This is a genomic window from Streptomyces sp. NPDC101181, from assembly GCF_044767975.1.
Classification (GTDB): Bacteria; Actinomycetota; Actinomycetes; order Streptomycetales; family Streptomycetaceae; genus Streptomyces.
In genome coordinates, this window is the sequence record NZ_JBIWOX010000016.1 from 1 (window position 1) to 21,664 (window position 21,664).

22 protein-coding genes are annotated in these 21,664 nt (G+C 73.0%); 7 read left to right on the plus strand and 15 right to left on the minus strand.

Features of this window, described 5'->3' with window-relative positions:
• Nucleotides 1-141: 141 nt before the first annotated feature.
• The 8 genes from ACIRRU_RS22315 to ACIRRU_RS22350 form a co-directional block, all read right to left on the minus strand.
• The gene (locus ACIRRU_RS22315) at nt 142-969 is read right to left on the minus strand and encodes an NmrA family NAD(P)-binding protein (RefSeq protein WP_403683229.1); all 828 of its coding nucleotides are present in this window, start codon (nt 967-969) and stop codon (nt 142-144) included.
• Nucleotides 970-1,129: 160 nt separating this feature from the next.
• Complete coding sequence (locus ACIRRU_RS22320) at nt 1,130-1,591, minus strand: DUF1772 domain-containing protein (RefSeq protein ID WP_403683231.1); 462 nt, start codon at nt 1,589-1,591, stop codon at nt 1,130-1,132.
• Nucleotides 1,592-1,726: 135 nt separating this feature from the next.
• The gene (locus tag ACIRRU_RS22325) at nt 1,727-2,323 is read right to left on the minus strand and encodes a hypothetical protein (RefSeq protein WP_403683232.1); all 597 of its coding nucleotides are present in this window, start codon (nt 2,321-2,323) and stop codon (nt 1,727-1,729) included.
• A gap of 70 nt (nt 2,324-2,393) precedes the next feature.
• The gene (locus tag ACIRRU_RS22330; RefSeq protein ID WP_363201535.1) at nt 2,394-3,560 is read right to left on the minus strand and encodes an ROK family glucokinase; all 1,167 of its coding nucleotides are present in this window, start codon (nt 3,558-3,560) and stop codon (nt 2,394-2,396) included.
• A 133-nt stretch (nt 3,561-3,693) separates the two neighbouring features.
• Nucleotides 3,694-4,539 (minus strand): ATP-binding cassette domain-containing protein, encoded by an 846-nt coding sequence (locus ACIRRU_RS22335; RefSeq protein WP_363201533.1) that lies wholly within the window; start codon nt 4,537-4,539, stop codon nt 3,694-3,696.
• Entirely contained in the window at nt 4,536-5,582 is a 1,047-nt protein-coding gene (locus ACIRRU_RS22340; RefSeq protein ID WP_403683235.1) for an ABC transporter permease, read from the minus strand. Before ACIRRU_RS22340 ends, ACIRRU_RS22335 begins: the two co-directional genes overlap by 4 nt.
• A complete protein-coding gene (locus ACIRRU_RS22345) occupies nt 5,579-6,559 on the minus strand; it encodes a sugar ABC transporter substrate-binding protein (protein ID WP_363201624.1) in 981 nt (326 codons plus the stop codon). Before ACIRRU_RS22345 ends, ACIRRU_RS22340 begins: the two co-directional genes overlap by 4 nt.
• A 226-nt stretch (nt 6,560-6,785) precedes the next feature.
• The gene (locus tag ACIRRU_RS22350; RefSeq protein ID WP_403683236.1) at nt 6,786-7,544 is read right to left on the minus strand and encodes a GntR family transcriptional regulator; all 759 of its coding nucleotides are present in this window, start codon (nt 7,542-7,544) and stop codon (nt 6,786-6,788) included.
• A gap of 128 nt (nt 7,545-7,672) precedes the next feature.
• Here ACIRRU_RS22350 and ACIRRU_RS22355 point away from each other — a divergent pair, with 128 nt between their 5' ends.
• Nucleotides 7,673-8,692 carry a Gfo/Idh/MocA family oxidoreductase gene (locus ACIRRU_RS22355; protein WP_403683237.1) on the plus strand — a complete coding sequence of 340 codons (1,020 nt, stop codon included), beginning with the start codon at nt 7,673-7,675 and terminating at the stop codon, nt 8,690-8,692.
• A gap of 87 nt (nt 8,693-8,779) precedes the next feature.
• Here the strand turns inward: ACIRRU_RS22355 and ACIRRU_RS22360 are convergent, their stop codons facing one another.
• The gene (locus ACIRRU_RS22360) at nt 8,780-9,994 is read right to left on the minus strand and encodes a sensor histidine kinase (RefSeq protein ID WP_403683239.1); all 1,215 of its coding nucleotides are present in this window, start codon (nt 9,992-9,994) and stop codon (nt 8,780-8,782) included.
• 233 nt (nt 9,995-10,227) lie between these two features.
• Here ACIRRU_RS22360 and ACIRRU_RS22365 point away from each other — a divergent pair, with 233 nt between their 5' ends.
• Nucleotides 10,228-10,893 (plus strand): TetR/AcrR family transcriptional regulator, encoded by a 666-nt coding sequence (locus tag ACIRRU_RS22365; RefSeq protein WP_403683242.1) that lies wholly within the window; start codon nt 10,228-10,230, stop codon nt 10,891-10,893.
• Between the two features lie 39 nt (nt 10,894-10,932).
• Nucleotides 10,933-11,763: an aldo/keto reductase gene (locus ACIRRU_RS22370; protein ID WP_403683243.1), complete on the plus strand. Its 831-nt coding sequence runs from the start codon at nt 10,933-10,935 to the stop codon at nt 11,761-11,763.
• A 31-nt stretch (nt 11,764-11,794) separates the two neighbouring features.
• On the opposite strand, the gene ACIRRU_RS22375 is transcribed toward ACIRRU_RS22370, so the two are convergent.
• From ACIRRU_RS22375 to allB, 3 genes are all read right to left on the minus strand, one after another.
• Complete coding sequence (locus ACIRRU_RS22375) at nt 11,795-12,124, minus strand: putative quinol monooxygenase (protein WP_363201526.1); 330 nt, start codon at nt 12,122-12,124, stop codon at nt 11,795-11,797.
• A gap of 191 nt (nt 12,125-12,315) precedes the next feature.
• A complete protein-coding gene (gene alc / locus ACIRRU_RS22380) occupies nt 12,316-13,437 on the minus strand; it encodes an allantoicase (protein ID WP_403683244.1) in 1,122 nt (373 codons plus the stop codon).
• Nucleotides 13,438-13,498: 61 nt separating this feature from the next.
• Nucleotides 13,499-14,842, minus strand: a complete 1,344-nt coding sequence (gene allB / locus ACIRRU_RS22385) for an allantoinase AllB (RefSeq protein ID WP_403683245.1) — start codon at nt 14,840-14,842, stop codon at nt 13,499-13,501.
• A gap of 335 nt (nt 14,843-15,177) precedes the next feature.
• On the opposite strand from allB, the gene ACIRRU_RS22390 reads away from it, so the two are divergent.
• Nucleotides 15,178-15,981 carry an IclR family transcriptional regulator gene (locus ACIRRU_RS22390; RefSeq protein WP_403683247.1) on the plus strand — a complete coding sequence of 268 codons (804 nt, stop codon included), beginning with the start codon at nt 15,178-15,180 and terminating at the stop codon, nt 15,979-15,981.
• Nucleotides 15,982-16,006: 25 nt separating this feature from the next.
• Here the strand turns inward: ACIRRU_RS22390 and ACIRRU_RS22395 are convergent, their stop codons facing one another.
• Complete coding sequence (locus ACIRRU_RS22395) at nt 16,007-16,309, minus strand: DUF5955 family protein (RefSeq protein ID WP_363201623.1); 303 nt, start codon at nt 16,307-16,309, stop codon at nt 16,007-16,009.
• Between the two features lie 202 nt (nt 16,310-16,511).
• Between ACIRRU_RS22395 and ACIRRU_RS22400 the strand changes: the two genes are divergently transcribed.
• Both ACIRRU_RS22400 and aceB read left to right on the plus strand, forming a co-directional pair.
• Entirely contained in the window at nt 16,512-17,141 is a 630-nt protein-coding gene (locus ACIRRU_RS22400) for an NTP transferase domain-containing protein (RefSeq protein ID WP_403683248.1), read from the plus strand.
• A gap of 256 nt (nt 17,142-17,397) precedes the next feature.
• Nucleotides 17,398-19,017: a malate synthase A gene (gene aceB, locus ACIRRU_RS22405; protein WP_403683249.1), complete on the plus strand. Its 1,620-nt coding sequence runs from the start codon at nt 17,398-17,400 to the stop codon at nt 19,015-19,017.
• Between the two features lie 75 nt (nt 19,018-19,092).
• Here the strand turns inward: aceB and ACIRRU_RS22410 are convergent, their stop codons facing one another.
• Nucleotides 19,093-20,085, minus strand: coding sequence for a fibronectin type III domain-containing protein (locus ACIRRU_RS22410; protein WP_403683251.1), 993 nt, complete (start codon nt 20,083-20,085; stop codon nt 19,093-19,095).
• 129 nt (nt 20,086-20,214) lie between these two features.
• Here ACIRRU_RS22410 and ACIRRU_RS22415 point away from each other — a divergent pair, with 129 nt between their 5' ends.
• Nucleotides 20,215-20,841, plus strand: a complete 627-nt coding sequence (locus tag ACIRRU_RS22415) for a TIGR03086 family metal-binding protein (RefSeq protein WP_403683252.1) — start codon at nt 20,215-20,217, stop codon at nt 20,839-20,841.
• A 112-nt stretch (nt 20,842-20,953) separates the two neighbouring features.
• On the opposite strand, the gene ACIRRU_RS22420 is transcribed toward ACIRRU_RS22415, so the two are convergent.
• Nucleotides 20,954-21,637: an alpha/beta fold hydrolase gene (locus tag ACIRRU_RS22420; RefSeq protein WP_403683254.1), complete on the minus strand. Its 684-nt coding sequence runs from the start codon at nt 21,635-21,637 to the stop codon at nt 20,954-20,956.
• Between the last annotated feature and the right edge of the window lie 27 nt (nt 21,638-21,664).

Consider the following 21,664-nt stretch of genomic DNA (forward strand, 5'->3'; position numbering starts at 1 on the left):
GGGCCGCCCGTTTGCGGGGGGGGGGCCGGGCGGGGGGGGCCCCCCCCGGTGGGGGGGGGGGGGGCCCCCGCGGGGCCCGGGGGGGGGGCGGGGGCCGGGCCCGCGGGGCCCCCCCCCCCACCACTGCTCGAACGGGAGCGGTCAGGCGTTCCAGGCGCCGCTCGCCGCGGCCTCCTTGGCGTAGTCCGCGAAGTCCTTGGGCTCCCGCCCGAGCGCTTCGCGGACGCCGTGCACGATGCTGGCGTTGCGGCCGTCGACGATCAGCGTGAAGAGGTCAGCGAACTCCTCCGGCTCGCCCAGCTGCCGCAGGGCCGCCCGGTAGTCGTCGACGCTGACCGGGATGTAGGTGATGGTCCGTCCGGTGGCGGCCGACAGCTCACGGGCCACGTCGTGGAAGCTCAGCAGCCGCGGTCCGGACAGCTCGTAGGTCTTGCCGATGTGGCGGTCGTCGGTGAGGGCGGCGACGGCGACGTCGGCGATGTCGTCGGCGTCCACGAAGGGCTCGACGGCGTCACCGGTGGGCAGCGCCAGCTCGCCGGAGAGGACGGGGTCGAGGAAGAAGCTCTCGCTGAAGTTCTGGTTGAACCAGTTGCAGCGGACGACGGTCCAGTCGCAGCCGGACGCCTTGAGCGCGTCCTCGCTCGCGACCGCGCCTTCCTCGCCGCGGCCGGAGAGGAGCACGAGGCGCTTGACGCCCCGCGCCACCGCGGTGGCGGCGAACCGCCCGATGGCTTCCTTGGCCCCGGGGAAGGCCAGGTCCGGGTAGTAGGTGACGTAGGCCGCGGAGACTCCGTCGAGAGCGGCCTCCCAGGTGCTCTCGTCCTCCCAGACGAAGGGGATGTCGCTGGAACGCGAGCCGACGCGGGCCGGGCGGCCGAGCGTCTCCAGGCGCTCGGCGACGCGCCGTCCGGTCTTGCCGGTGCCGCCGATGACGAGGATGGGCGCTGTGTTCTGTGCGTGAGTGCTCATGAATTCATTAAAGTCTTCGGGCCGCAGACGGTGAATAGCTCACTGACTCAGTTTCATTCGTCATCGTCTCATCTAGTCGAAGCTTCACGTAGGTAGGACCATGCCTGGCCACCACCCGGGGCGCCGCGTCACCGGCCGGGGCGGCACCCCGGGTGGTGTCTCAGCCGGTGACGGCGACGGCGACCAGGCCGAAGGCGGCGGTGGCGAGCAGGGTGCGCAGGGCGTGCAGGGCGTTCCACCGGCCCTCGAACGCCGTACGGGCGCTCCGGGCGTCACGTCCCTTGGCGGACTCCAGCGCGTTGTTCAGCGGGACGTTGCCGCCCGAGGTGACCAGGTGGCCCACCAGCGCGCAGACGGCCGCGGCGCCCACCAGGGTGGTGTCGCCGCCCGCCCGCCCGTCCGGCTCGACGAAGAACGAGACCGCGGGGAAGGCGAGCGATCCGAGGAAGAGGAGCAGGAAGAGCGGGCCGGGAACCTTGCGGTTCACCGTCCGCATGACCGAGGTGAACGACGCGTCGTCCATCTCTTTGAGGGCGGGCATGACGCCCGACAGGAAAGCGAGCATGTACCCGGCGTACAGACCGGTACAGGCGAGGGCGAGGATCTCCAGAGCTTCCGGCATGTGGATCATCATGGCCGCCGGAGGCGTGCCTTCGCAGGGCGACTTTGAGACGAGCCGAAAGAACTCGGCCGGTTCTCGGCCCGTCCGCGGCCGGCGGCTCCCGCTCCGGGCACGGCGAAAGCGCCGGTCAGAGGGTCAGGGGGTCGCCGCGGAGACCACGTACACCACGGGGCTGGCCGGATCGGTCATGTTGACCGTGATGTTCTGGGTGGGCCGCGGCTTCTTGTTCCGGTGCGTGGTGCTGGCCCAGTGCTGGTCCGGGCCGAAGTGCCAGCCGGTGATCCTGACGTCCCGGTCGCTGATGTCGATCCTGTCCGGCTCCAGCGCCGCGCGGCCGGTGCCGATGCCGGTCAGGAAGCGGTCCAGTCCCGCGGAGGTGGTCCGGAACTTCACGTACATCCGGCTGGCTTTCCAGTTGTTGGTCTCGTAGTACTGGACCCCGGCGCCGTTGCCGGGGACCGGTACCTCGAAGATCCGGCGCTGCATCTTGGAGGGCCAGCCCTCGCGGAGCCCCTGGGCGGCGGCCTCGGTCTCCTTGTCCATGCCGGACCGGCGGCTCTGACCGGCGGAGATCAGCAGGTAGCCCGCCGGGATGCCGATGAGCAGCACGATGATCGTCGCGGTGATGAACCGCCGCTTGAACACCCGTCGGCGGTCCTCGGGCGGCTTGCTCTCGCCGCCGCCCGGCGACTCCGACTGGTGCGGTACCACGGGGTGCTCGGCTGCGATCATGATCAGGTGGTCCCTAGGTGCTGCGGTCGTGGCGTACGGGGAGGGGGACGCCGAGGGGGGCGGCCGCGGTTCAGTCGACGGCGCGGGTGGAGCGCGTGTTGCGGATGGTGCTCGCCGCCTGGTCGTAGATCTGGGCGTAGCGCTCGTACCGCTCGACGCGGCGCCGGTTGGTCCGGCGGAAGCGGCGGGCGACCAGCCGGGCCAGGTCCGCGGCGCCGACCATACCCGCCTCCGGCCCCAGCTGGGCCTTGGCGATCCTCGCCTCGGGGCGGTAGCCGCGGCCGGTGAGGTGGCGCTTGAAGGCGTCCCGGGCGGGGGTGATCAGGAGGTCGTCGGCGGCGCTTACCCCGCCGCCGATGACGAAGCAGGAGGGGTCGAGCGCGGCGGCCAGGTTGGCGATGCCGACGCCGAGCCACTGGCCGATGTCCTGGAGGAGTTCGATGCACATCGCATCGCCCTCGCGGGCCAGTTCGGTGATGAGGGGGCCGGTGATGTCGGAGACGTTCCCCTTCACCCGGTCCAGCAGGTAGTGGGCGACCGGGGAGTCCGCGGCGGCCAGCTCCCTCGCCTCGCGGACCAGGGCGTTGCCGGAGCTGTACTGCTCCCAGCAGCCCCGGTTCCCGCAGGGGCAGCGGTGGCCCGAGGGCACCACCTGCATGTGGCCGAACTCACCGGCCACCCCGTACTTGCCGCGCTTGACCTGGCCGTCCTCCAGGATCGCGCCGCCGATGCCCGTGCCGAGCGTGATCATGACGAGGTGGTCCTCGCCGCGGCCCGCGCCGAAGCGCCACTCCGCCCAGGCGGCGGTGTTGGCGTCGTTGTCGACCATGACGGGGACGACGAGGCGGGAGGCGATGGCGTCGCGCAGGGGCTCGTCGCGCCAGGCGAGGTGCGGGGCGAACAGGACCTTGGACCGGTCGGCGTCCACCCAGCCCGCCGCGCCGATGCCGACCGCGTGCACGTCGTGCCGGTCGGAGAGGTCCAGGACCAGCTCGACGATGGTGTCCTCGACGACCTTGGGGCTCTTGGACTTGTCGGGCGTCTCGGTGCGGACCTTCTCCAGGATGGTGCCGTCGGCGTCGACGACGCCCGCCATCACCTTCGTACCGCCGATGTCGATCCCGACCGTGGGGACGCGGGGCGCGGACAGGTGCGAGCGGCGTTCCTTGGTGCCGACCGTCTTGAGGACGGTGGCGCGGGCGGAGCCGCGGTGGGCGAAGTCGCGGTACGTGCTCATCGTCCCTGCGGGGTGGTGGGGGCCGGGCGGGTGGGGTGTCCGGCGGCGGACGGCGCCCGCCGCGCTCGATTCTGCCACTGCCGGGCCCCGGCGGCCGTCGGCCGGGGTGGGCCGCGCCGGGGCCCTCCGGCGGTCAGGAGTCCTCGTGGGCGGCGGCGGGGCCGCCGGGGAGGGTGGGTGCCGGGGTGCGCTCCAGCTCGTGGCTGAGCTCCTCCAGCTCGCTGCCGCCCGCCATCTGCCGGGTGAGCTCGTCGAGCGTGACGCCGTCCCGGGTGTGGCTGCCGGACATGGCGCCGCGCTTGAGCAGCACGAACCGGTCGCCGACGAGGTAGGCGTGGTGCGGGTTGTGGGTGATGAGGACCACGCCGAGCCCGGCGTCGCGGGCCGCGGCGACGTACTTGAGGACGACCCCGGACTGTTTGACGCCGAGGGCGGCGGTCGGCTCGTCGAGGACGAGGACCTTGGCGCCGAAGTAGACGGCGCGGGCGATGGCCACGCACTGGCGCTCGCCGCCGGAGAGGGTGCCGATGGGCTGGTCGACGTCGCGCAGGTCGATGCCCATGCGCAGCAGTTCCCTGCGGGTCGTCTCGCGCATCGTCCGCACGTCCAGGCGCCGGAAGGGGCCGACGCCGGTGGTGGGCTCGGAGCCGAGGAAGAAGTTCCGCCAGACCGGCATCAGCGGGACGACGGCGAGATCCTGGTAGACGGTGGCGATGCCCCGGTCCAGGGCGTCGCGCGGGTTGGCGAGGGCGGTCTCCTCGCCGTCGATCAGGAAGCGTCCGGCGTCGTGCCGGTGCAGCCCGGCGATGATCTTGATCAGGGTGGACTTGCCCGCGCCGTTGTCGCCGAGGACGCAGGTGATCTCGCCCGCGTGGACCTCCAGGGAGACGTGTTCCAGGGCCTTGATGTTGCCGTAGAACTTCGCGACGTCGTCCAGCTCGACCAGGGGGCCCGCGGGCCTGTCGGACGTGGTCGTCATGTCGTCGCCTCCGCGCGCTTGCGCACCCACGCGTTGAGCAGGGTGGCCAGGAGCAGCATGGCTCCCAGGAAGAACTTGAACCAGTCGGGGTTCCACTCGGCGTAGACGATGCCCTTGCTGGTCATGCCGAAGATGAAGGCGCCGACCGCCGAGCCGATCGCGGAGCCGTAGCCGCCGGTGATCAGGCAGCCGCCGATGACGGCGGCGATGATGTACGTCAGCTCGTTGCCGACGCCCTCGCCGGACTGGACGACGTCGTAGCTGAACAGCAGGTGCTGACCGGAGACCCAGGCGGCGAAGGCCACGCCGAGGTAGAGCCCGATCTTGGTGCGGATAACCGGGACGCCGACCGCGCGGGCGGCGTCCGCCTCGCCGCCGACGGCGAAGATCCAGTTGCCGAAGCGGGTGCGGAGCAGGATCCAGGTGGCGAGCGCGACCAGCGCGATCCACCAGAGGATCGTCACCTTGAACTCGACGCCGCCGACGGTCAGCGTCGAGGCGAACAGGGCGTGGGCCGAGTCGAAGCCCTCCATGTCCCCGATGGCCCTGGTGGAGACGGTGCCGCTGATCAGCTTGGTGAAGCCGAGGTTGAGGCCCGTCAGCATCAGGAACGTGCCCAGCGTGATGATGAAGCTGGGCAGTTTGGTGCGGGTCAGCATGAACCCGTTGAACGCGCCGATGGCGAGCGTGACCAGGAGTGACACCAGGACGCCGACCCAGACGTTGGCGGTCATCTGGTAGCTGAACATCGACGAGATCAGCGCGGAGCTGGTCACCAGGACACCGGCGGACAGGTCGAACTCGCCGCCGATCATCAGCAGGGCGACCGGGGCGGCCATGATGCCGAGGGTGGAGGCCGCGTAGAGCACGGTGCCGAAGCTGGAGGCCTGGAGGAAGCTGTCGGCGACGACCGCGAAGAACAGGAAGACGGCGAGCGCGCCGACGACCGAGCCGAGTTCGGGGCGGCCGAGCAGTCTGCGCAGCGGCGAGGTGTGCACCAGGCGCTCGTCCAGCCGCCCGGGGGCGGCGGTGGAACCGCTCATCGGGTGCCCCGCTTGGTGAAGTCGGCCAGCGCCCCGGCGTCGTCCTTGGTGATGACCTGGGGGCCGGTGAGGACGGGGAGGCCGCCGCCGAGGACGTTGCGGTTGTAGCGGTAGAGCCAGAGCAGGTCGACGGCCTGGTAGCCCTGGAGGTAGGGCTGCTGGTCGACGGCGAAGCCGAGCTTGTCGTCCTGGAGGCCGGTGGCGACCTTGGCGTTCAGGTCGAAGGTGTCGACCTCGGCCTTGCTGCCCGCCGTCTGCTTGGCCTGGACGGCGGCGTCGGCGAAGGGGGCGCCGAGGGTGACGACCGCGTCGATGCTCTTGTCGGACTGGAGCTTGGCCTCGATGGAGGCGGTGACGTCGGGCATGTTGGTGCCGTCGACGTACAGGTTCTGCATCGTGCCCTCGAAGGTCTTCTTCGCCCCGGCGCAGCGCTGCTCGTGGCCCACGTTGCCCTGCTCGTGCAGGACGCACAGGGCCTTCTCGCGGCCCCGCTCGTTCAGCTCGTCGCCGACGGCCTCACCGGCGATGGTCTCGTCCTGGCCGATGTGGGTGAGCGCGCCGAACTCCTTGGACTCGGCGGAGCCGGAGTTGACGGTGACGACCGGGATGCCCGCCTTGACGGCCTTGGCGACCACGGCCTTCATGGCGTCCGGCTTGGCCAGCGAGACGATCAGCCCGTCGACCTTCTTGTCGATCGCGGTCTGCACGAGCTGGGCCTGCTGCTGGGCCTCGTCGTTGTGCGAGTACAGGAAGTTGATGTTGTCCTTGACGGCGGCCTGCTCGGCGCCCTTCTGGACGATGTCCCAGAAGGTGTCGCCGTCTCCCGAGTGGGTGACCATGGCGAAGGTCCAGCGCGGGGTGTTCACCGCGGCCCGCCCCTCGGCGGCCGCGGCCGCGCGTTCTTCCGCCCGCTTGCCGCCGGTGCTGCTGCATCCCACGAGGGAGGCGCCCAGCACCACTGCCAGCACGGCGCCCAGTGCGCGTACCCCTGTCCGAACCCTTGCCACGACGCGGTGCCCTTCTCCTGCTGCTCGCTGTGCGCTTCGCTTGGCCGGGACGGGCTGTGAGCCCGGGACCGGCTGCCCAAGTATCCCCGAGCGCCCGACGGACACGGAGCCTGGGGCACGGTGGCCGCCGCGCGCAACCCGTGTGCCCGGACCATTTCCGGCCCTCCGGCCTCCGGGAGGGGAGGGCCCGGTGCCCTCAGGTGCGTACCAGCAGCTGGAACTCGAACGCGTACCGCGCCGCCCGGTAGACGTGCGCGCCGAACTCCACCACCCGGCCCGTGTCGTCGTACGTGGTGCGCTCCATGGTCAGCAGCGGGGCGCCCGGCTCCTCGTCCAGGGCCCGCGCCTCCCCCGGAGCCGCGGCGCGCGCGCCGACCGACTGGCGGGCGCTGTGCAGGGTGATGCCCGAGACGCGCATCAGCCGGTACAGGCCGGTGGCCTCCAGCTCCTCGCTGGTCGGGGTCAGCAGCCCCGGTGGCAGGTGGTTGCGCAGCAGGGCCATCGGCTCGTCGTGCGCGCTGCGCAGCCGTTCGAGAATCTGGACCTCGCTGCCCTCCGCGATGCCGAGGGCGGCCGCGACCTCGGCGGTGGCCGCCTCGGTGGTGAGGCGCAGGACGCGGGTGGCGGGGCGCTGGCCGGCCGCCTCCAGGTCGTCGTAGAGCGAGCTGAGCTCCGGCGGGCGGCGGACCCGGCGGTGGACGACCTGGGTGCCGACGCCGCGTCGGCGCACCATCAGCCCCTTGTCGACCAGGGACTGGATCGCCTGGCGGACGGTGGGGCGGGACAGCCCGAGGCGGGCGGCGAGGTCGATCTCGTTGCCGAGCAGGGTGCCGGGGGCCAGCCGCCCCTGCTCGACGGCGGCCTCCAACTGCTGCGCGAGCTGGAAGTAGAGCGGCACCGGGCTGGTGCGGTCCACGCTCAGCGGCAGCGGCTGATCGGCTCCTTGTGCGGTCACGGGGCGAGCGTAGTTCGGTTGTCCGGACAAAGCCATGGCGCGCCGGGCGGGAGCGACGGTCCACATGGCGGCCATTTGTCAGGACAAACGCTTGACATGACGACCGGGCGAACGCCACCTTGGGGGCCATGCGCATCGGACTGATCGGAACGGGACGGATCGGCACGTTCCACGCGGAGGCGCTCAGCCGCCACCCCGCCGTGGACGCCCTGCTGCTGGCGGACGCGGACCCGGAGCGGGCCGCCGTGACCGCCGCCCGGACGGGAGCCACCGCCGTCGGGGTGGACGCGCTGTTCACCGGTGGCGGCGAGGCCGGGGGCCTGCCGGACGCCGTGGTGATCTGCTCGGCGACCGCCGCCCACGCCGCTCTCATCTCCCGCGCCGCCCGCGCCGGGCTGCCCGTGTTCTGCGAGAAGCCGATCGCCCTGGACCTGCCCGGCACCCTGGCCGCGCTGGCGGAGGTCGAGGCGGCGGGCAGCGTCCTCCAGCTCGGCTTCATGCGCCGTTTCGACGCGGGGTACGGCGAGGCCAGGACCGCCGTACGGGAGGCCCGGCTCGGGCGGCTGCACACCGTACGGGCCGTCACCTCGGACCCCGTGCCGCCGCCCGCCGCGTACCTGCCGCTCTCCGGGGGGCTCTACCGCGACTGCCTCGTCCACGACTTCGACATCCTGCGCTGGGTCACGGGCCGCGAGGTCGGCGAGGTGTACGCCACCGGCTCGGACGCCGGTCCCGCGATGTTCCGGGCGGCGGGCGACGTGGACACCGCCGCCGCCCTGCTCACCCTGGACGACGGCACCCTCGCCACCGCCACCGCCACCCGGTGCAACGGCGCCGGGTACGACGTGCGGATGGAGCTGGCCGGGGAGCTGGACCAGATCGTGGTCGGCCTGGACGACCGTACGCCGCTGACCTCGGCCGAGCCGGAGGGCCCCGGCGCCCCGCCGAAGCCGTGGCCGGGGTTCCTGGAGCGGTTCGCCCCCGCCTACGAGGCGGAGCTGGACGCCTTCGTCCGGGTCGTCCGGGGCGAGCTGGCCAATCCGTGCGACGGGCGGGAGGCCCTGCACGCGCTGCGGATCGCCGAGGCGTGCGAGGTGTCCCGGCGCGAACGCAGGCCGGTGGCGCTGACCGAGATCCCCGGCGGCTGAGCGGCCCGGCCCCGGTGTGACCGGCGGGGCGCTCCCCAGGGGGTGGCCGCACGGAGGGCGGCCGCGCGACAGTTCGACGGCCTGCCCTTACGGCCATGGGAGCCGGGCGCGGACCGCGAAGCCGCCGTCCCGGGTCGGGCCGTGCTCCAGCTCGCCCCCGGCGAGGGTGGCGCGTTCGGTGAGGCCGATGAGCCCCTGGCCCGAGCCGGGGACGCGCTCGAAGGGTTCGACGGGGGCCGGGTTCTCCACCTCCACGGTGAGCCCCTGGCCGGGGCCGCCCGCCACCAGGACGGTGACCTCGGTGCCCGGGGCGTGCTTGCGCGCGTTGGTCAGGGCCTCCTGCGCGATGCGGTAGACCGTGCGGCCGGTGGCGGCGGGGGCGGCCCCCGGGTCGGCGACCCGGTTGTCGACGGTGACCTTCATCCCGGCGAGCCGGGACTCGGCGACGAGGGCGTCCAGCGTCGCGAGGGTGGGCTGCGGCCGCCCGCCCTCGTCGCTGTCGCCGGGGGCGCGCAGGACGCCGATGATCTCGCGGAGATCCTGGAGCGCCTCGTGGGCGCTGTCCCGGATGACCCCGGCGGCCCGGCCGATATCGGCGGCGGGAGCGTCGGGGCGGAACTCCAGCGCCCCGGCGTGCACGCTGAGCAGGGTGAGGCGGTGGGCCAGGACGTCGTGCATCTCGCGGGCGATGGCCTCGCGGGCCAGGCGCTGGGCCTGCTCGGCGCGCAGCTCCGCCTCGGCCTCCGCGCGGCGGGCCCGTTCGCGGAGGGTGAGGACGAGCTGGCGCCGGGAGCGTACGGCCATGCCCCAGCTGATCACCAGCAGGATCATCAGGACCCCGAAGATGACCGAGGCGAGGAAGCTGGTCGCCGGGTCGGGGCGCAGGAACGGTTGCAGGGGAACCAGCACCAGCGCGAGCGCCCCGATCACCGCCACCGGCCGGAACGGGCGGTGCACGGCGAGGCTGAAGAGCGCCACCAGCAGTGCCCCGGCGGCGACCGGCTCCACGGTGGAGACCAGGGTCAGGGTCAGCGCCAGCCCGAACGGCCAGCGGCGGCGGACCCAGAGCGCGCAGCAGGCGGCAGCGCCCACCACGGCGTCCACGAACAGCACCGCGTCCCCCGTGGAGCCGTCGGCCTCCACCGCGGCGAGAGCGGCCAGGCCGACGCCCACGGCGATGAGGAACGCGCTGAGGTCGACGATCCAGTCGCGTACGGTCCGGCGCGCCCTGGCCCGGTCGCCGGGCAGCTCGGTGTCAGCCATCGCCGAGGGGAGCAGCCAGCGGTACTCGGTGCGCTTCATGTCGACAAAGTTACGCAGCATCTCGCCCCTGAGGGGAGTCGCGCCGCCCATCGGCGGCCAAAGTCGCGCGGTTCGTCCCTTTCGGCGCCCGGCGGAGACCGGCGACGGGGGCCGTGGTCATGACGGCGCCGGACGCGGTCGGCCGGCCGAGGCGGCGCGTGCGGCGGCCCGCCCCGGCCGCCGGGGCGTCAGTAGACTGACGGCCCGATAACTCTGAGGCACGGATTGGTCACATGGCGTTGGCGAGGGCGGACGGCCGGGTCGAGCGGGGGAACCAGACCCGGCAGATGATCCTGGGGCGAGCGGTGCAGATCGCCTCGGTCGAGGGGCTGGAGGGGCTGTCGCTGGGGCGGCTGGCGACGGAGCTGGGCCTGAGCAAGAGCGGGGTGTTCGCGCTCTTCGGCTCGAAGGAGGAGCTCCAACTGGCCACCGTGCGGGCCGCGGTGACCGTCTACGTCGACCATGTGCTGCGCCCCGCCCGCTCGGTGCCCCCGGGTCTCCGCCGGGTCTGGCGGCTGTGCGAGGCGTGGACCGCCTACTCCCGCGACCGGGTCTTCCGGGGCGGCTGCTTCTTCTACGCCGCCACCGCCGAGTTCGACTCGCGGCCCGGCAAGGTCCACGACGCCCTGGCTGCCGCGCAGACGGGCTGGGTCACCTTCGTGGAGCAGACCATCGACGAGGCCAGGGCCGCCGGGGAGCTGGCCGCGGACACCGACGCGGGTCAGCTGGCGTTCGAGATCATCGCCTTCCTGGAGCTGGCCAACGCCGAGTCGGTGCTCCAGAACAGCAGCCTCGGCTACGAGAAGGCGGCCCGCTCCGTCCTCGGGCGGCTGCGGGCGGCGGCGACGGACCCGGCACTGCTGCCGACGCCGCGGCGGGTTCCCTCACCTCTACGCTGACCGGGACGGGGACGACGACGGGAAGGGCAGGAACAGCACATGTCCGGCACACCGGTTCACGCGCTCAACGACGGCAACGAGCTCCCCGCGGTGGGGCTCGGCACCTACCCGCTGGACGACGCGGCGGCCGAGGAGGCCGTCGCCGGGGCCCTGGAGATGGGCTACCGGCTCGTCGACACGGCCCTCAACTATGGCAACGAGACCGGCACCGGCCGGGGCATCGCCCGCAGCGGCGTCCCCCGCGAGGAGGTCTTCGTCACCACGAAGGTGCCCGGCCGGCACCAGGGGTACGAGGAGACCCTCGCCTCGTTCGAGGAGTCGCGGGCCCGGCTGGGCGTCGCGTACGTCGACCTCTATCTGATCCACTGGCCGCTCCCCCGCGTCGACAAGTACGTCGACACCTGGAAGGCGATGATCCGGCTCCGCGAGGACGGGCTCGTCCGCTCGATCGGCGTCTCCAACTTCACCGCCGACCATCTGGAGCGGCTGGAGCGGGAGACGGGGGTGCTGCCCTCGGTGAACCAGATCGAGATGCATCCGCTGCTGCCGCAGGAGGAGCTGCGGACGGTGCACGCGGCGAAGGGCATCGTCACGGAGAGCTGGAGCCCGCTGGCCCGGGGACGCGAGGTGCTGGAGGACCCCTCGACCGTCGCGATCGCCCGGGACCACGGGGTGTCCCCCGGTCAGGTGGTGCTGCGCTGGCACACCCAGCTGGGCGCGGTGCCGATCCCCAAGTCGGCCGATCCCGGACGGCAGCGCGAGAACCTCGGCCTGTTCGGGTTCGAGCTGACCGCCCAGGAGCTGACGACCATCGGGGCCGGGCGGCAGCGGCGGATCGGCGGCGACCCGGAGTCGCACGAGGAGTTCTGAGCCGCCGACGGCCGTCCGCCCCGACGCGGCGTCAGCGGTTGCGCGGGGTGACCTCCGCCATCCGCGACCAGCCGGTGCCCTCCACCTCGACGTTGATGATCTCGGGGACGTCGGCCACCATCTCCGACATCGTCCCGATCGCCGCCTTGAAGTGGTCGGAGTTCACGTGCGCCTCCCCGGCGGCCGCGTCGGCGAAGGCCTCCAGCAGGACGAACTCGTTGGGGTTCTCCACGCTGTAGGACCAGTCGAAGAAGACGTTCCCGGGCTCACTGCGGGTGGCGAGGGTGAAGTCCTCCAGCCGGGGCAGCCAGTTGTCGCGCTCGGCGACGAGGGCGGTGAACTTGACGGCGATGAAGATCATGGGGGCTCCTGGTCGGGGCGGTGGAACGCCGGATACGTCGCGACACCGAAAGGTGCGGTTCGCCTGCCCTCCGGGCCCGCTCCCCACACCTCGACAGGGTGACACACCCTCACGTAACGGGACCGGCCGGGCGCACCGCGGTACCCCTGCGACCGCGGTGCGCCCGGTGGCCGGCGCGTGGGCGGCGGGGATCAGCCGCCGAGTTCCCGGTGCCGGGCCGCCAGGGCGGCGGCGCCCTCGTCGGTGAGCGATCCGTGCAGCCGGAGCCGGGAGATGCCGCCGTCCGGGAAGATGTCGATCCGTACGCCGGTGGCCCGCACGGGCGCGTCCAGCGGGAAGCGGTGGTTGGTGTCGGGCTGGAGCCGGGTGCGGGGCAGGATCTCGGTCCACTCGCCGCTCTCCCCGTCCCGGACGGACAGGGCGGCCCAGCCTGCCGCGTTGCCCTTGAGATACGCGGTGTCGATCTCCACGGCCCGGATCTCGGAGTGGGCGGCGAGGCGGTAGCGGATCCAGTCGTTGCCCCGGTCGCGGCGGCGGCGGGTCTCCCAGCCGTCGTCCATCTGGCGGGAGCGGCCGGGCTGGATGGTGTTGGTGGCCGGGGAGTAGAAGCGGTCGGATGCGTCCTCGACCTGGCCGCCGTGCTCCAGGGCCGCCAGGTCGAACGTGCCGAGAGCGGCGAGCCAGGCGGGGTCCGGGGCGACCTCTCCGTGCACGCGCAGCCGGGCGATCCCGCCGTCCGGGTGCTGGTTGACCCGCAGATGGGTGAAGCGCTGTCCGGCGTCGACGGCGAAGCCGTTGGCCGCGTGGCCGCCGACCGGGGTACGCGGGACGAGGGTCGTCCACCTCACGTCGGGGGCGAGCAGGTCCTCGGGGGACGGGGAGCCGGGCAGGGAGGTGGCCTCGACGGAGACGGCCTGCGGGTAGTTGCCGCGGAAGTGGGCGGTGTCCAGGACGACGCCCCGGATGACGCCGGGTGCGCCGAGCCGGACGAGGGCCCAGTCGTGGTCGTCGGCGGTGGGATGCGGCTCGGCGGCGCCGGCACCGCGCCGGCGGCGGGTCTCCCAGCCGTCCATGATCTTGCCCTTGTGGCCGAAGCGCTCCGGGTCGAAGACGGCGGGCCCTGGCTTCAGCAGGTTCTCGCGCTCGGCGAAGAACTCGTCGTTGGCGGCGATGACCCCGGCCCCGAGACGGCGGTCGGCCAGGTCGACCAGGTGGGTGAAGGGGAAGTCGGCCGTGCGGTGGTCGGCGTAGGGGTCGCCGCCCGCGTACGGGCTCGCGTCGCCGGTGAAGCGCGGTATCGCGGCGTCCGTCATGGTCGGGGGTCCTTTCGGGGACGGCCGGGGCCCGCGTTCGGGCGAGCGGCCGGGCAGGGGCTCAGCGGTCGCGTTCGAGGAGGTGGCCGGTGGGTTCGGTGAGGACGCCGTCGGCGGCGATGCGCACGCCGCGCAGCCAGGTGGAGCGGACCACACCGTGCAGGGTTCTGCCCGCGTAGGCGGTGACCTGGTTGCGGTGGAAGAGCTCGGCGGGATCGACGGTGAAGACCGCCTCCGGAGCCAGCACCGCGAAGTCGGCGTCACGACCGGCCTCGATGGCCCCCTTGCGGCGCAGCCCCGCCAGCTCCGCCGGAGCGGCCGACATCCAGCGGGCGATGTCCTCCAGGGTGTGACCCCGCCTGCGGGCCTCGCTCCACATCGCGGGCAGCCCGAGCTGGAGGGAGGAGATACCGCCCCAGGCCGACGCGAAGTCGGAGGTCTTCAGATCGGTGGTGCACGGCGAGTGGTCACTGACGACACAGTCGATGGTGCCATCGGCCAGCCCCGCCCACAGAGCGTCCTGATTGGCGGCCTCGCGGATCGGCGGACAGCACTTGAACTCCGTGGCCCCGTCCGGCACCTCCTCGGCCGTCAGGGTCAGGAAGTGCGGGCAGGATTCCACACTCACCCGCACCCCCTCCCGCCGGGCCGCCGCGATCAGCGGCAGCGCGTCACCGGAGGACAGATGCAGTACGTGCACCCGCGCGTCCAGCCGCTTCGCCTGGGCGATGAGCCCCTCGATCGCCGCGTTCTCCGCGGCACGCGGACGGGAGGCCAGGAAGTCGGCGTAGGCCGGACCGGGCCGCTGCGGGGCACCGGCCAGATGGCCGGGGTCCTCGGCGTGCACGATCAGCAGCCCGCCGAACCCCGTGATCTCCGCCATCGCACCGGCCAGTTGCTCCTGGTCCAGCTCCGGGAACTCCTCCACCCCCGAGGGCGACAGGAAGCACTTGAAACCGAACACCCCCGCCTCGTACAACGGCCGCAGATCCCCGACGTTGGAGGGCACGGCCCCACCCCAGAACCCGGTGTCCACGTGCGCCTTCGGGGCGGCCACCGCCTGCTTGACCCGCAGGTTCTCCACTGTCGTGGTCGGTGGCAGCGAGTTGAGCGGCATGTCCAGCAGCGTGGTGATCCCACCCGCCGCCGCGGCCCGGGTGGCGGTGTAGAAACCCTCCCACTCACTGCGGCCGGGGTCGTTCACATGCACGTGGGTGTCGACCAGACCCGGCAGCACGACGTCGTCACCGGCATCCTCCAGCCGCGCCCCGGCGGGAACCCCGGCGTCGTACGGCAGCACCGCATCGATACTCCCGCCCGCGACGGCGACCGCCGCCGGACGGATGCCCTCGGGCGTGACGACACGCGTCGAACGCAGTACCAGGTTCACGTCCGCACCGGACACCTCTGCTCCTTACCGCCAGGAATTCAACGAACTGTTGAAGACTCGACGGAGTCTTCACCGGGGAATCGCCCTCGTCAAGACCCACCTTCCGGCACGGAGGGCGGGCGGGCCAGCCTTGCCACCCCGGCTGGAGATTCCACAAAGTAAAACTCATATTTCGGACTGTGGAACGTAGTATGAGCCAGGATACGCCGCCCGGAACCGCCCGCACCGACCGTCGGCACCCGGACAAAACCGGCCCTGACCGGCACGGACGCCGCCCGGACGGCTGTGGGCCGATCGGGCGGCGCCCGGTAGGCTGCTGCCTTGCCTTCCGCTTCGAAAGGACCGCACACGTGCCGCCGTCCCACGCCAGCACAGCAGACTCCAAGCCCGCCGGTCCCAGCGGTGGCGTGCAGTCCCTCGAGCGCGCCTTCGATCTGCTGGAGCGGATGGCCGACGCCGGGGGCGAGGTCGGGCTGAGCGAGCTGTCCGCGAGCAGCGGTCTGCCCCTGCCGACCATCCACCGGCTGATGCGCACCCTGGTCGTCTGCGGCTACGTGCGCCAGCAGCCCAACCGCCGCTACGCTCTCGGACCCCGGCTGATCCGGCTCGGCGAGTCCGCCTCCCGGCTGCTCGGCACCTGGGCCCGCCCCTACCTCACCCGGCTGGTGGAGGAGACCGGAGAGACGGCGAACATGGCGCTGCTGGACGGGGACGAGATCGTCTACGTCGCGCAGGTGCCGTCCAAGCACTCCATGCGGATGTTCACCGAGGTGGGCCGCCGGGTCCTCCCGCACTCCACCGGCGTGGGCAAGGCGCTCCTCGCGCACACCCCCGCCGACGAGGTCCGCGCGCTCCTGGCCCGTACGGGCATGCCCGCCGCCACGGAGAAGACGATCACCACGCCGGACGGCTTCCTGGAGGCCCTGGAGCAGGTGCGCCGGGCGGGGTACGCGGTGGACGACAACGAGCAGGAGATCGGGGTGCGGTGCCTCGCGGTCTCCGTGCCGGACTCCCCCACCTCGGCCGCGATCTCCATCTCGGGCCCGGCGGGGCGGGTGACGGAGCAGGCGACGGAGCGGATCGTGCCGATCCTCCAGCAGGTCGCGGGGGAGCTGTCACAGGCGCTGGCGAGCAGCGGTACGACCGGCGGCTGAGCCCCGCTCCGCGCGGCCGGAGTGCTCAGCCGCGCGGCGGCTCGCCGAAGAGGTCCACCGCGTTGCGCACCTCGCGCAGGGCGAGGGCCAGCGCGCTCACCGATCCGATCGCCCCGGCGATCAGCAGCAGGGAGCTGCGCATCCGGGGAATCTCCGGGACGCCGCTCACGGCCATGGCGTCCAGGGCGGCAAGCTCGTCCTCGGCGATCGGCCGGTCGGGGAAGTCCGCCCGGAGCCCGGCCAGCTCACGGCGGAGCCGGGAGACCGCCACCCGCAGCCCGGCCACTCTCGGGTCCTCGCCGCTGCCGGTCAGCCGCTTCTGCCCCACGCTTCGCAACACAGCACTCCCCCTCGCACGTCCTCGTGCCGGTGTGCGACCCCCAACCGGGGCCGTGGCCAAGTCCTGCGGCTCGCCCGCAAGTTAACGCCATGACAGGCCGTGTGCGCCAGCCCACGGAAAGAAATCAGGGTGCCCCCTGAGAGTGACATGCCTGTCGCGTGTGCGAAGGACTCGGTGGTATCCAGGCCCCATGGTGACGAACACGGCCGCGAACGCGGCATCCGGTACGCGGCGCCCCGAGGTGGCGGGGGTGCTCCTGGCCGCGGGCGGCGGGCGCCGGCTGGGCGGCCGCCCGAAGGCGCTGCTGGAGCACCGGGGCCGCCCCCTGGTCGAACACGCGGTGCGCTCCCTGCGCGACGGCGGCTGCGGCCCGCTGCACGTGGTGCTGGGCGCCGCGGCCGGGGAGGTGCGGGAGCGGGCCGAGCTCACGGGCTGCGCGGTGACGGTGAACCCGGGCTGGGAGGAGGGCATGGGCTCCTCGCTGCGGCTGGGCCTGGCGGCGCTGGCCGGCTCGGACGCGGACGCGGCCTTGGTCCTGCTGGTCGACCAGCCGGGGATCGGGGCGGAGGCGGTGGCCCGGGTGCGAGAGGCCTGCCGCTCCCGGTCGAGCCTGGCGGCGGCCGCGTACGACGGGGAGCGCGGCCATCCGGTGCTGTTCGGGGCCGACCGGTGGGCGGACATCGCGGCGGGGGCGGTGGGCGACCAGGGGGCGCGCGGCTATCTGCGGGAGCACCGCGATGCGATCACGCTCGTGGAGTGTTCGGATGTGGCGCAGGCGTACGACATCGACACCGCGGCGGATCTCGGGCACCTGGAGTGAGGGGCGGGAGGCCGGGGTGCACCCTGGGTGGCCGTCCTGGCACGCCGCGCCACCGGGAGGCGGTTTCTGTCGACCCGGAGAATCTCGACGTCAACAAACCATTGAACTTCCACTATGAGGAAACTACTATCCACTGGTCAGAAGCCCTCTGAACCTCAGACGGCGCCCACGGCCGTATCTCGGAGCCTTGGCACGCTGTGCCGTTACAGGCGACCCGGCGGCCCGACGCCGCCGCCCGCTGAAGGAGTGACAGCTCATGTCCGCACCAGCGCCGTCCACGCTGGCCATCGTCGATGCCGAGCCCCTGCCCCGGCAGGAGGAGGTCCTGACCGACGCGGCCCTCGCGTTCGTGGCCGAGCTGCACCGGCGGTTCACCCCGCGCCGCGACGAGCTGCTCGCCCGGCGCGGTGAGCGCCGCGCCGAGATCGCCCGCACCTCCACGCTGGACTTCCTGCCCGGGACGGCGGCGGTCCGCGCGGACGACTCCTGGAGGGTCGCCCCGGCCCCGGCCGCGCTGAACGACCGCCGGGTGGAGATCACCGGTCCGACCGACCGCAAGATGACGGTCAACGCCCTGAACTCGGGCGCGAGGGTCTGGCTCGCCGACTTCGAGGACGCGTCCGCCCCCACCTGGGAGAACGTGGTCCTCGGCCAGCTCAACCTGACCGACGCCTACGAGCGCCGCATCGACTTCACCGACCCGAAATCCGGCAAGTCGTACGCGCTGAAGTCCGCCGAGGAGCTGGCCACCGTCGTCATGCGCCCGCGCGGCTGGCACCTGGAGGAGCGCCACCTCCAGCTGGACGGAGTCTCCGTGCCCGGCGCGCTGGTCGACTTCGGCCTGTACTTCTTCCACAACGCCCAGCGCCTGATCGACCTCGGCAAGGGTCCGTACTTCTACCTCCCGAAGACGGAGTCGCACCTGGAGGCCCGCCTCTGGAACGACGTCTTCGTCTTCGCCCAGGACTACGTCGGCATCCCCCAGGGCACGGTCCGCGCGACCGTCCTGATCGAGACGATCACCGCCGCGTACGAGATGGAGGAGATCCTCTACGAGCTGCGCGACCACGCCGCCGGGCTGAACGCGGGCCGCTGGGACTACCTCTTCTCCATCGTCAAGAACTTCCGTGACGGCGGCGCCAAGTTCGTCCTGCCGGACCGCAACGCGGTGACGATGACCGCCCCGTTCATGCGCGCCTACACCGAACTCCTGGTCCGCACCTGCCACAAGCGCGGCGCGCACGCGATCGGCGGCATGGCGGCCTTCATCCCCTCGCGCCGCGACGCCGAGGTCAACAAGGTCGCCTTCGAGAAGGTCAAGGCGGACAAGGACCGCGAGGCGAACGACGGCTTCGACGGCTCCTGGGTCGCCCACCCCGACCTGGTCCCGATCGCCCTGGCCTCCTTCGACGCGGTCCTCGGCGAGAAGCCGAACCAGAAGGACCGGCTGCGCGAGGACGTCTCGGTGGCCCCGGGCGACCTGATCGCCATCGACACGCTCGACGCCAGTCCCACGTACGAGGGGCTGCGCAACGCCGTCGCGGTCGGCATCCGCTACATCGAGGCGTGGCTGCGGGGCCTGGGCGCGGTCGCCATCTTCAACCTGATGGAGGACGCGGCCACCGCCGAGATCTCCCGCTCCCAGATCTGGCAGTGGATCAACGCGGACGTGGTCTTCGAGAACGGCGAGCACGCCACCGCGGACCTGGCCCGCGAGGTCGCCGCCGAGGAACTGGCCGCGATCCGCGAGGAGGTCGGCGAGGAGACCTTCGCCGCGGGCAAGTGGCAGCAGGCCCACGACCTCCTGCTCCAGGTCTCCCTGGACCAGGACTACGCGGACTTCCTGACCCTGCCCGCGTACGAGCAGCTGCGCTGAGCCGCCCGGCGGGACCGTACGCGAACCGCCCCCGGCACCGCACGGTGCCGGGGGCGGCGGTGTGCGGGCGGGGCGTCAGCCGGCCAGGACGACCGTCCGCTGGGCCGAGAAGTCGCCCCACTTGCCGTCCGGGAGCTTGGCCCTGAGCTTCATGGAGTAGCGGGTGCCGGGCGGGTCGGCGAGGGTCAGCCGGTAGGTGGCCCGGCCCTGGGGAGGCGTACCGCCCCAGACGACGGTGGTGGTGAGCTTGCCGTTCAGGTACAGCTCGTAGGCCGGGATCACGCCCCCCGTCTCGGGCTGGTCCCAGGAGAGGTCGACGGTGAACTCCGCGCCCTCCTTGCCGGTCTCGGCGCGCAGCCCGGTGGGGGCGGTGCTCGCGGGGGCGCCGGGGGCCGAAGCGGTGGTGAGGTCGACGGCGTCGCTGTCGGGCGAGGACTTGTCGGAGGCGTCGCGGGCCCGGACGGTGAAGGTGTAGACGGTCCCGGGGCGCAGACCGGTCACCTTCGCGGTGGTCTCGGTGCCCGGCACGCTGTGGATGCGGGAGTCCTCCTGGTAGACGTCGTAGGAGGTGACGCCGACGTCGTCCTTGGCGGGCCGCCAGGTCAGGGTGGCGGCGCGGCCGCCCTCGGCGGTCGCGGTCAGCTTCGCCGGGACGGTGGGGGGAGTCTCGTCCTTCGGCGGGGTCTCCTGGGTGGTGACGGGGACGGCGGCGCTCGGCGTGGAGAGGTTCCCGGCGGTGTCCCTGGACCGGACGGTGAAGGTGTAGTCGGTGGCGGCGGTCAGCCCGTCGACGTCGGTCATGTGCTTGGCCGCCGGGAGCGACTTCACCTTGGTCCCGCCGCGGTAGACCTCGTACCCGGCGATCTTCTCGTCGTCGGTGGCGGGCGCCCACATGACGTGCACCGAGGTGGAGCTGCTGGCCTGCGCGGTGACACCCTCCGGGGTGCTCGGGCGCTGGGTGTCGGCGTCGGCGGTACCGCCGCAGGCGGTGAGGGCGGCGAGGAGCAGGGCGGCGGAACAGGCCAACGCGGCAGATCTGTGGGGGCGTCGCACGAGGGTGCCTTCCATCCGGACAGCAATGGTCCAGACCTGTATGACACGGGGTGGGGGCAGCCGACAAGGGTCCGGCGGGGAACCTTCCGCTATGTGCCGGTGTGCGGGGCGATGAGTTGGGGCGGGCGCGGGAGTCGTCACTGTATGGACACTCATGAGACCCCGGCGTCCGGCTCCGCCGCCGGCTTCCCCGCCCTGGACCTCGGGCCCGCCGCCCGGCGCGTCGCGAAGCTGCTCGACGGGGTGGACGACGCCCGGCTGGACGCCCCCACCCCCTGCCCCGACTACGCGGTACGCGAGCTGCTCGGCCACCTCCTCATGCTCACCGCCGCCTTCCGGGACGCGGCCCGCAAGGACCTCGGGCCGGGCACGGCCACCGACCCGGGCGCGGTGCTGCCCATCCTGGACGAGGGCTGGCGGGCGGCGCTGCCGCTCCGCTTGGCGGAGGTGGCCGCCGCCTGGCGCTCCCCCGGCGCCTGGGCGGGCATGACCCGGGCGGGCGGGGTGGAGCTGCCCGGCGAGGCGGCCGGGGCCGTCGCCCTGGACGAACTCGTCGTCCACGGCTGGGATCTGGCCCGGTCGACGGGTCAGCCGTACGAGGCGGGCGAGGCCGAACTGCTCGCCTGCGCGGCGCTGCTCGCCCCGGACGAGGAGGACCCGGACCGGGGCGGGATCTTCGGGCCGCCGGTCCCGGTACCGGACGACGCGCCGCTGCTGGACCGGGTGATCGCCCTCAGCGGCCGCCGCCCGGACTGGCTGCCCGGGGGCTGAGCCGCCCGCACCGGGCCAGGCCTCGGCGCGTACGAGGCCCCGCGCCCGCGGAGGCTTCCCGCGTGCGGACGTCGGGGACCGGGGGCGCGCCCCGACGCGCGCGGGGCCGCGGTCAGCTGGTGAAGAACTCCGTGATGTGCGCGGCCACCTGGTCCGCGCGGGTCCGGTGCGGCCGGTGGCCGCCGGGCACCGTGATCAGCCGGGAGTCCGGGATCAGGGAGGCCATGTCGGCCTGGCGGTGCTGCTCCAGGGCGCTGTCCGGGCCACCGGTGACGATCAGCGTCGGGGAGACGATGTCCCCCAGGCCGTCGGGGGCGCCCGGTCCCGGTTCGGCGAGCTGGGCGCGTACGGCCGCCACCGCGTTCTCGTCGTAGTCCACCGGCCCCTCGGGCCGCCCCGCCGGTCCGGGGTCGCCGGGGAACGGCGCCGGGGTCTCCACCAGCACCAGCCGCTCCACCCGGTCGGAGTGCTCCTGGGCCACCAGCCGGGCGACGGCGCCTCCCATGCCGTGGCCGACGAGACCGACCCGGTCCAGCTCCAGTTCGCCCAGGAAGCCCACGACGTCCTCGGCCATCAGCTCCAGGTCGTAGGCGTCGGGCCAGTCGCTCTCGCCGTGGCCGCGCAGGTCCAGGGCGAAGACCCGCCACTCCTGCCCCAGCAGCGGCCCGGCCTCCTCCCAGTCCGCGGCCGAGCCGCCCAGGCCGTGCAGCAGCACGACGGGCGAGCCGTACGAGTCGCCCCAGGTCCGGTACGCGAGGCGCACATCGCCGACATCAACCACCGACTGATCTTCCATGCCCCCGACGCTACAGCCGTCGGCCGC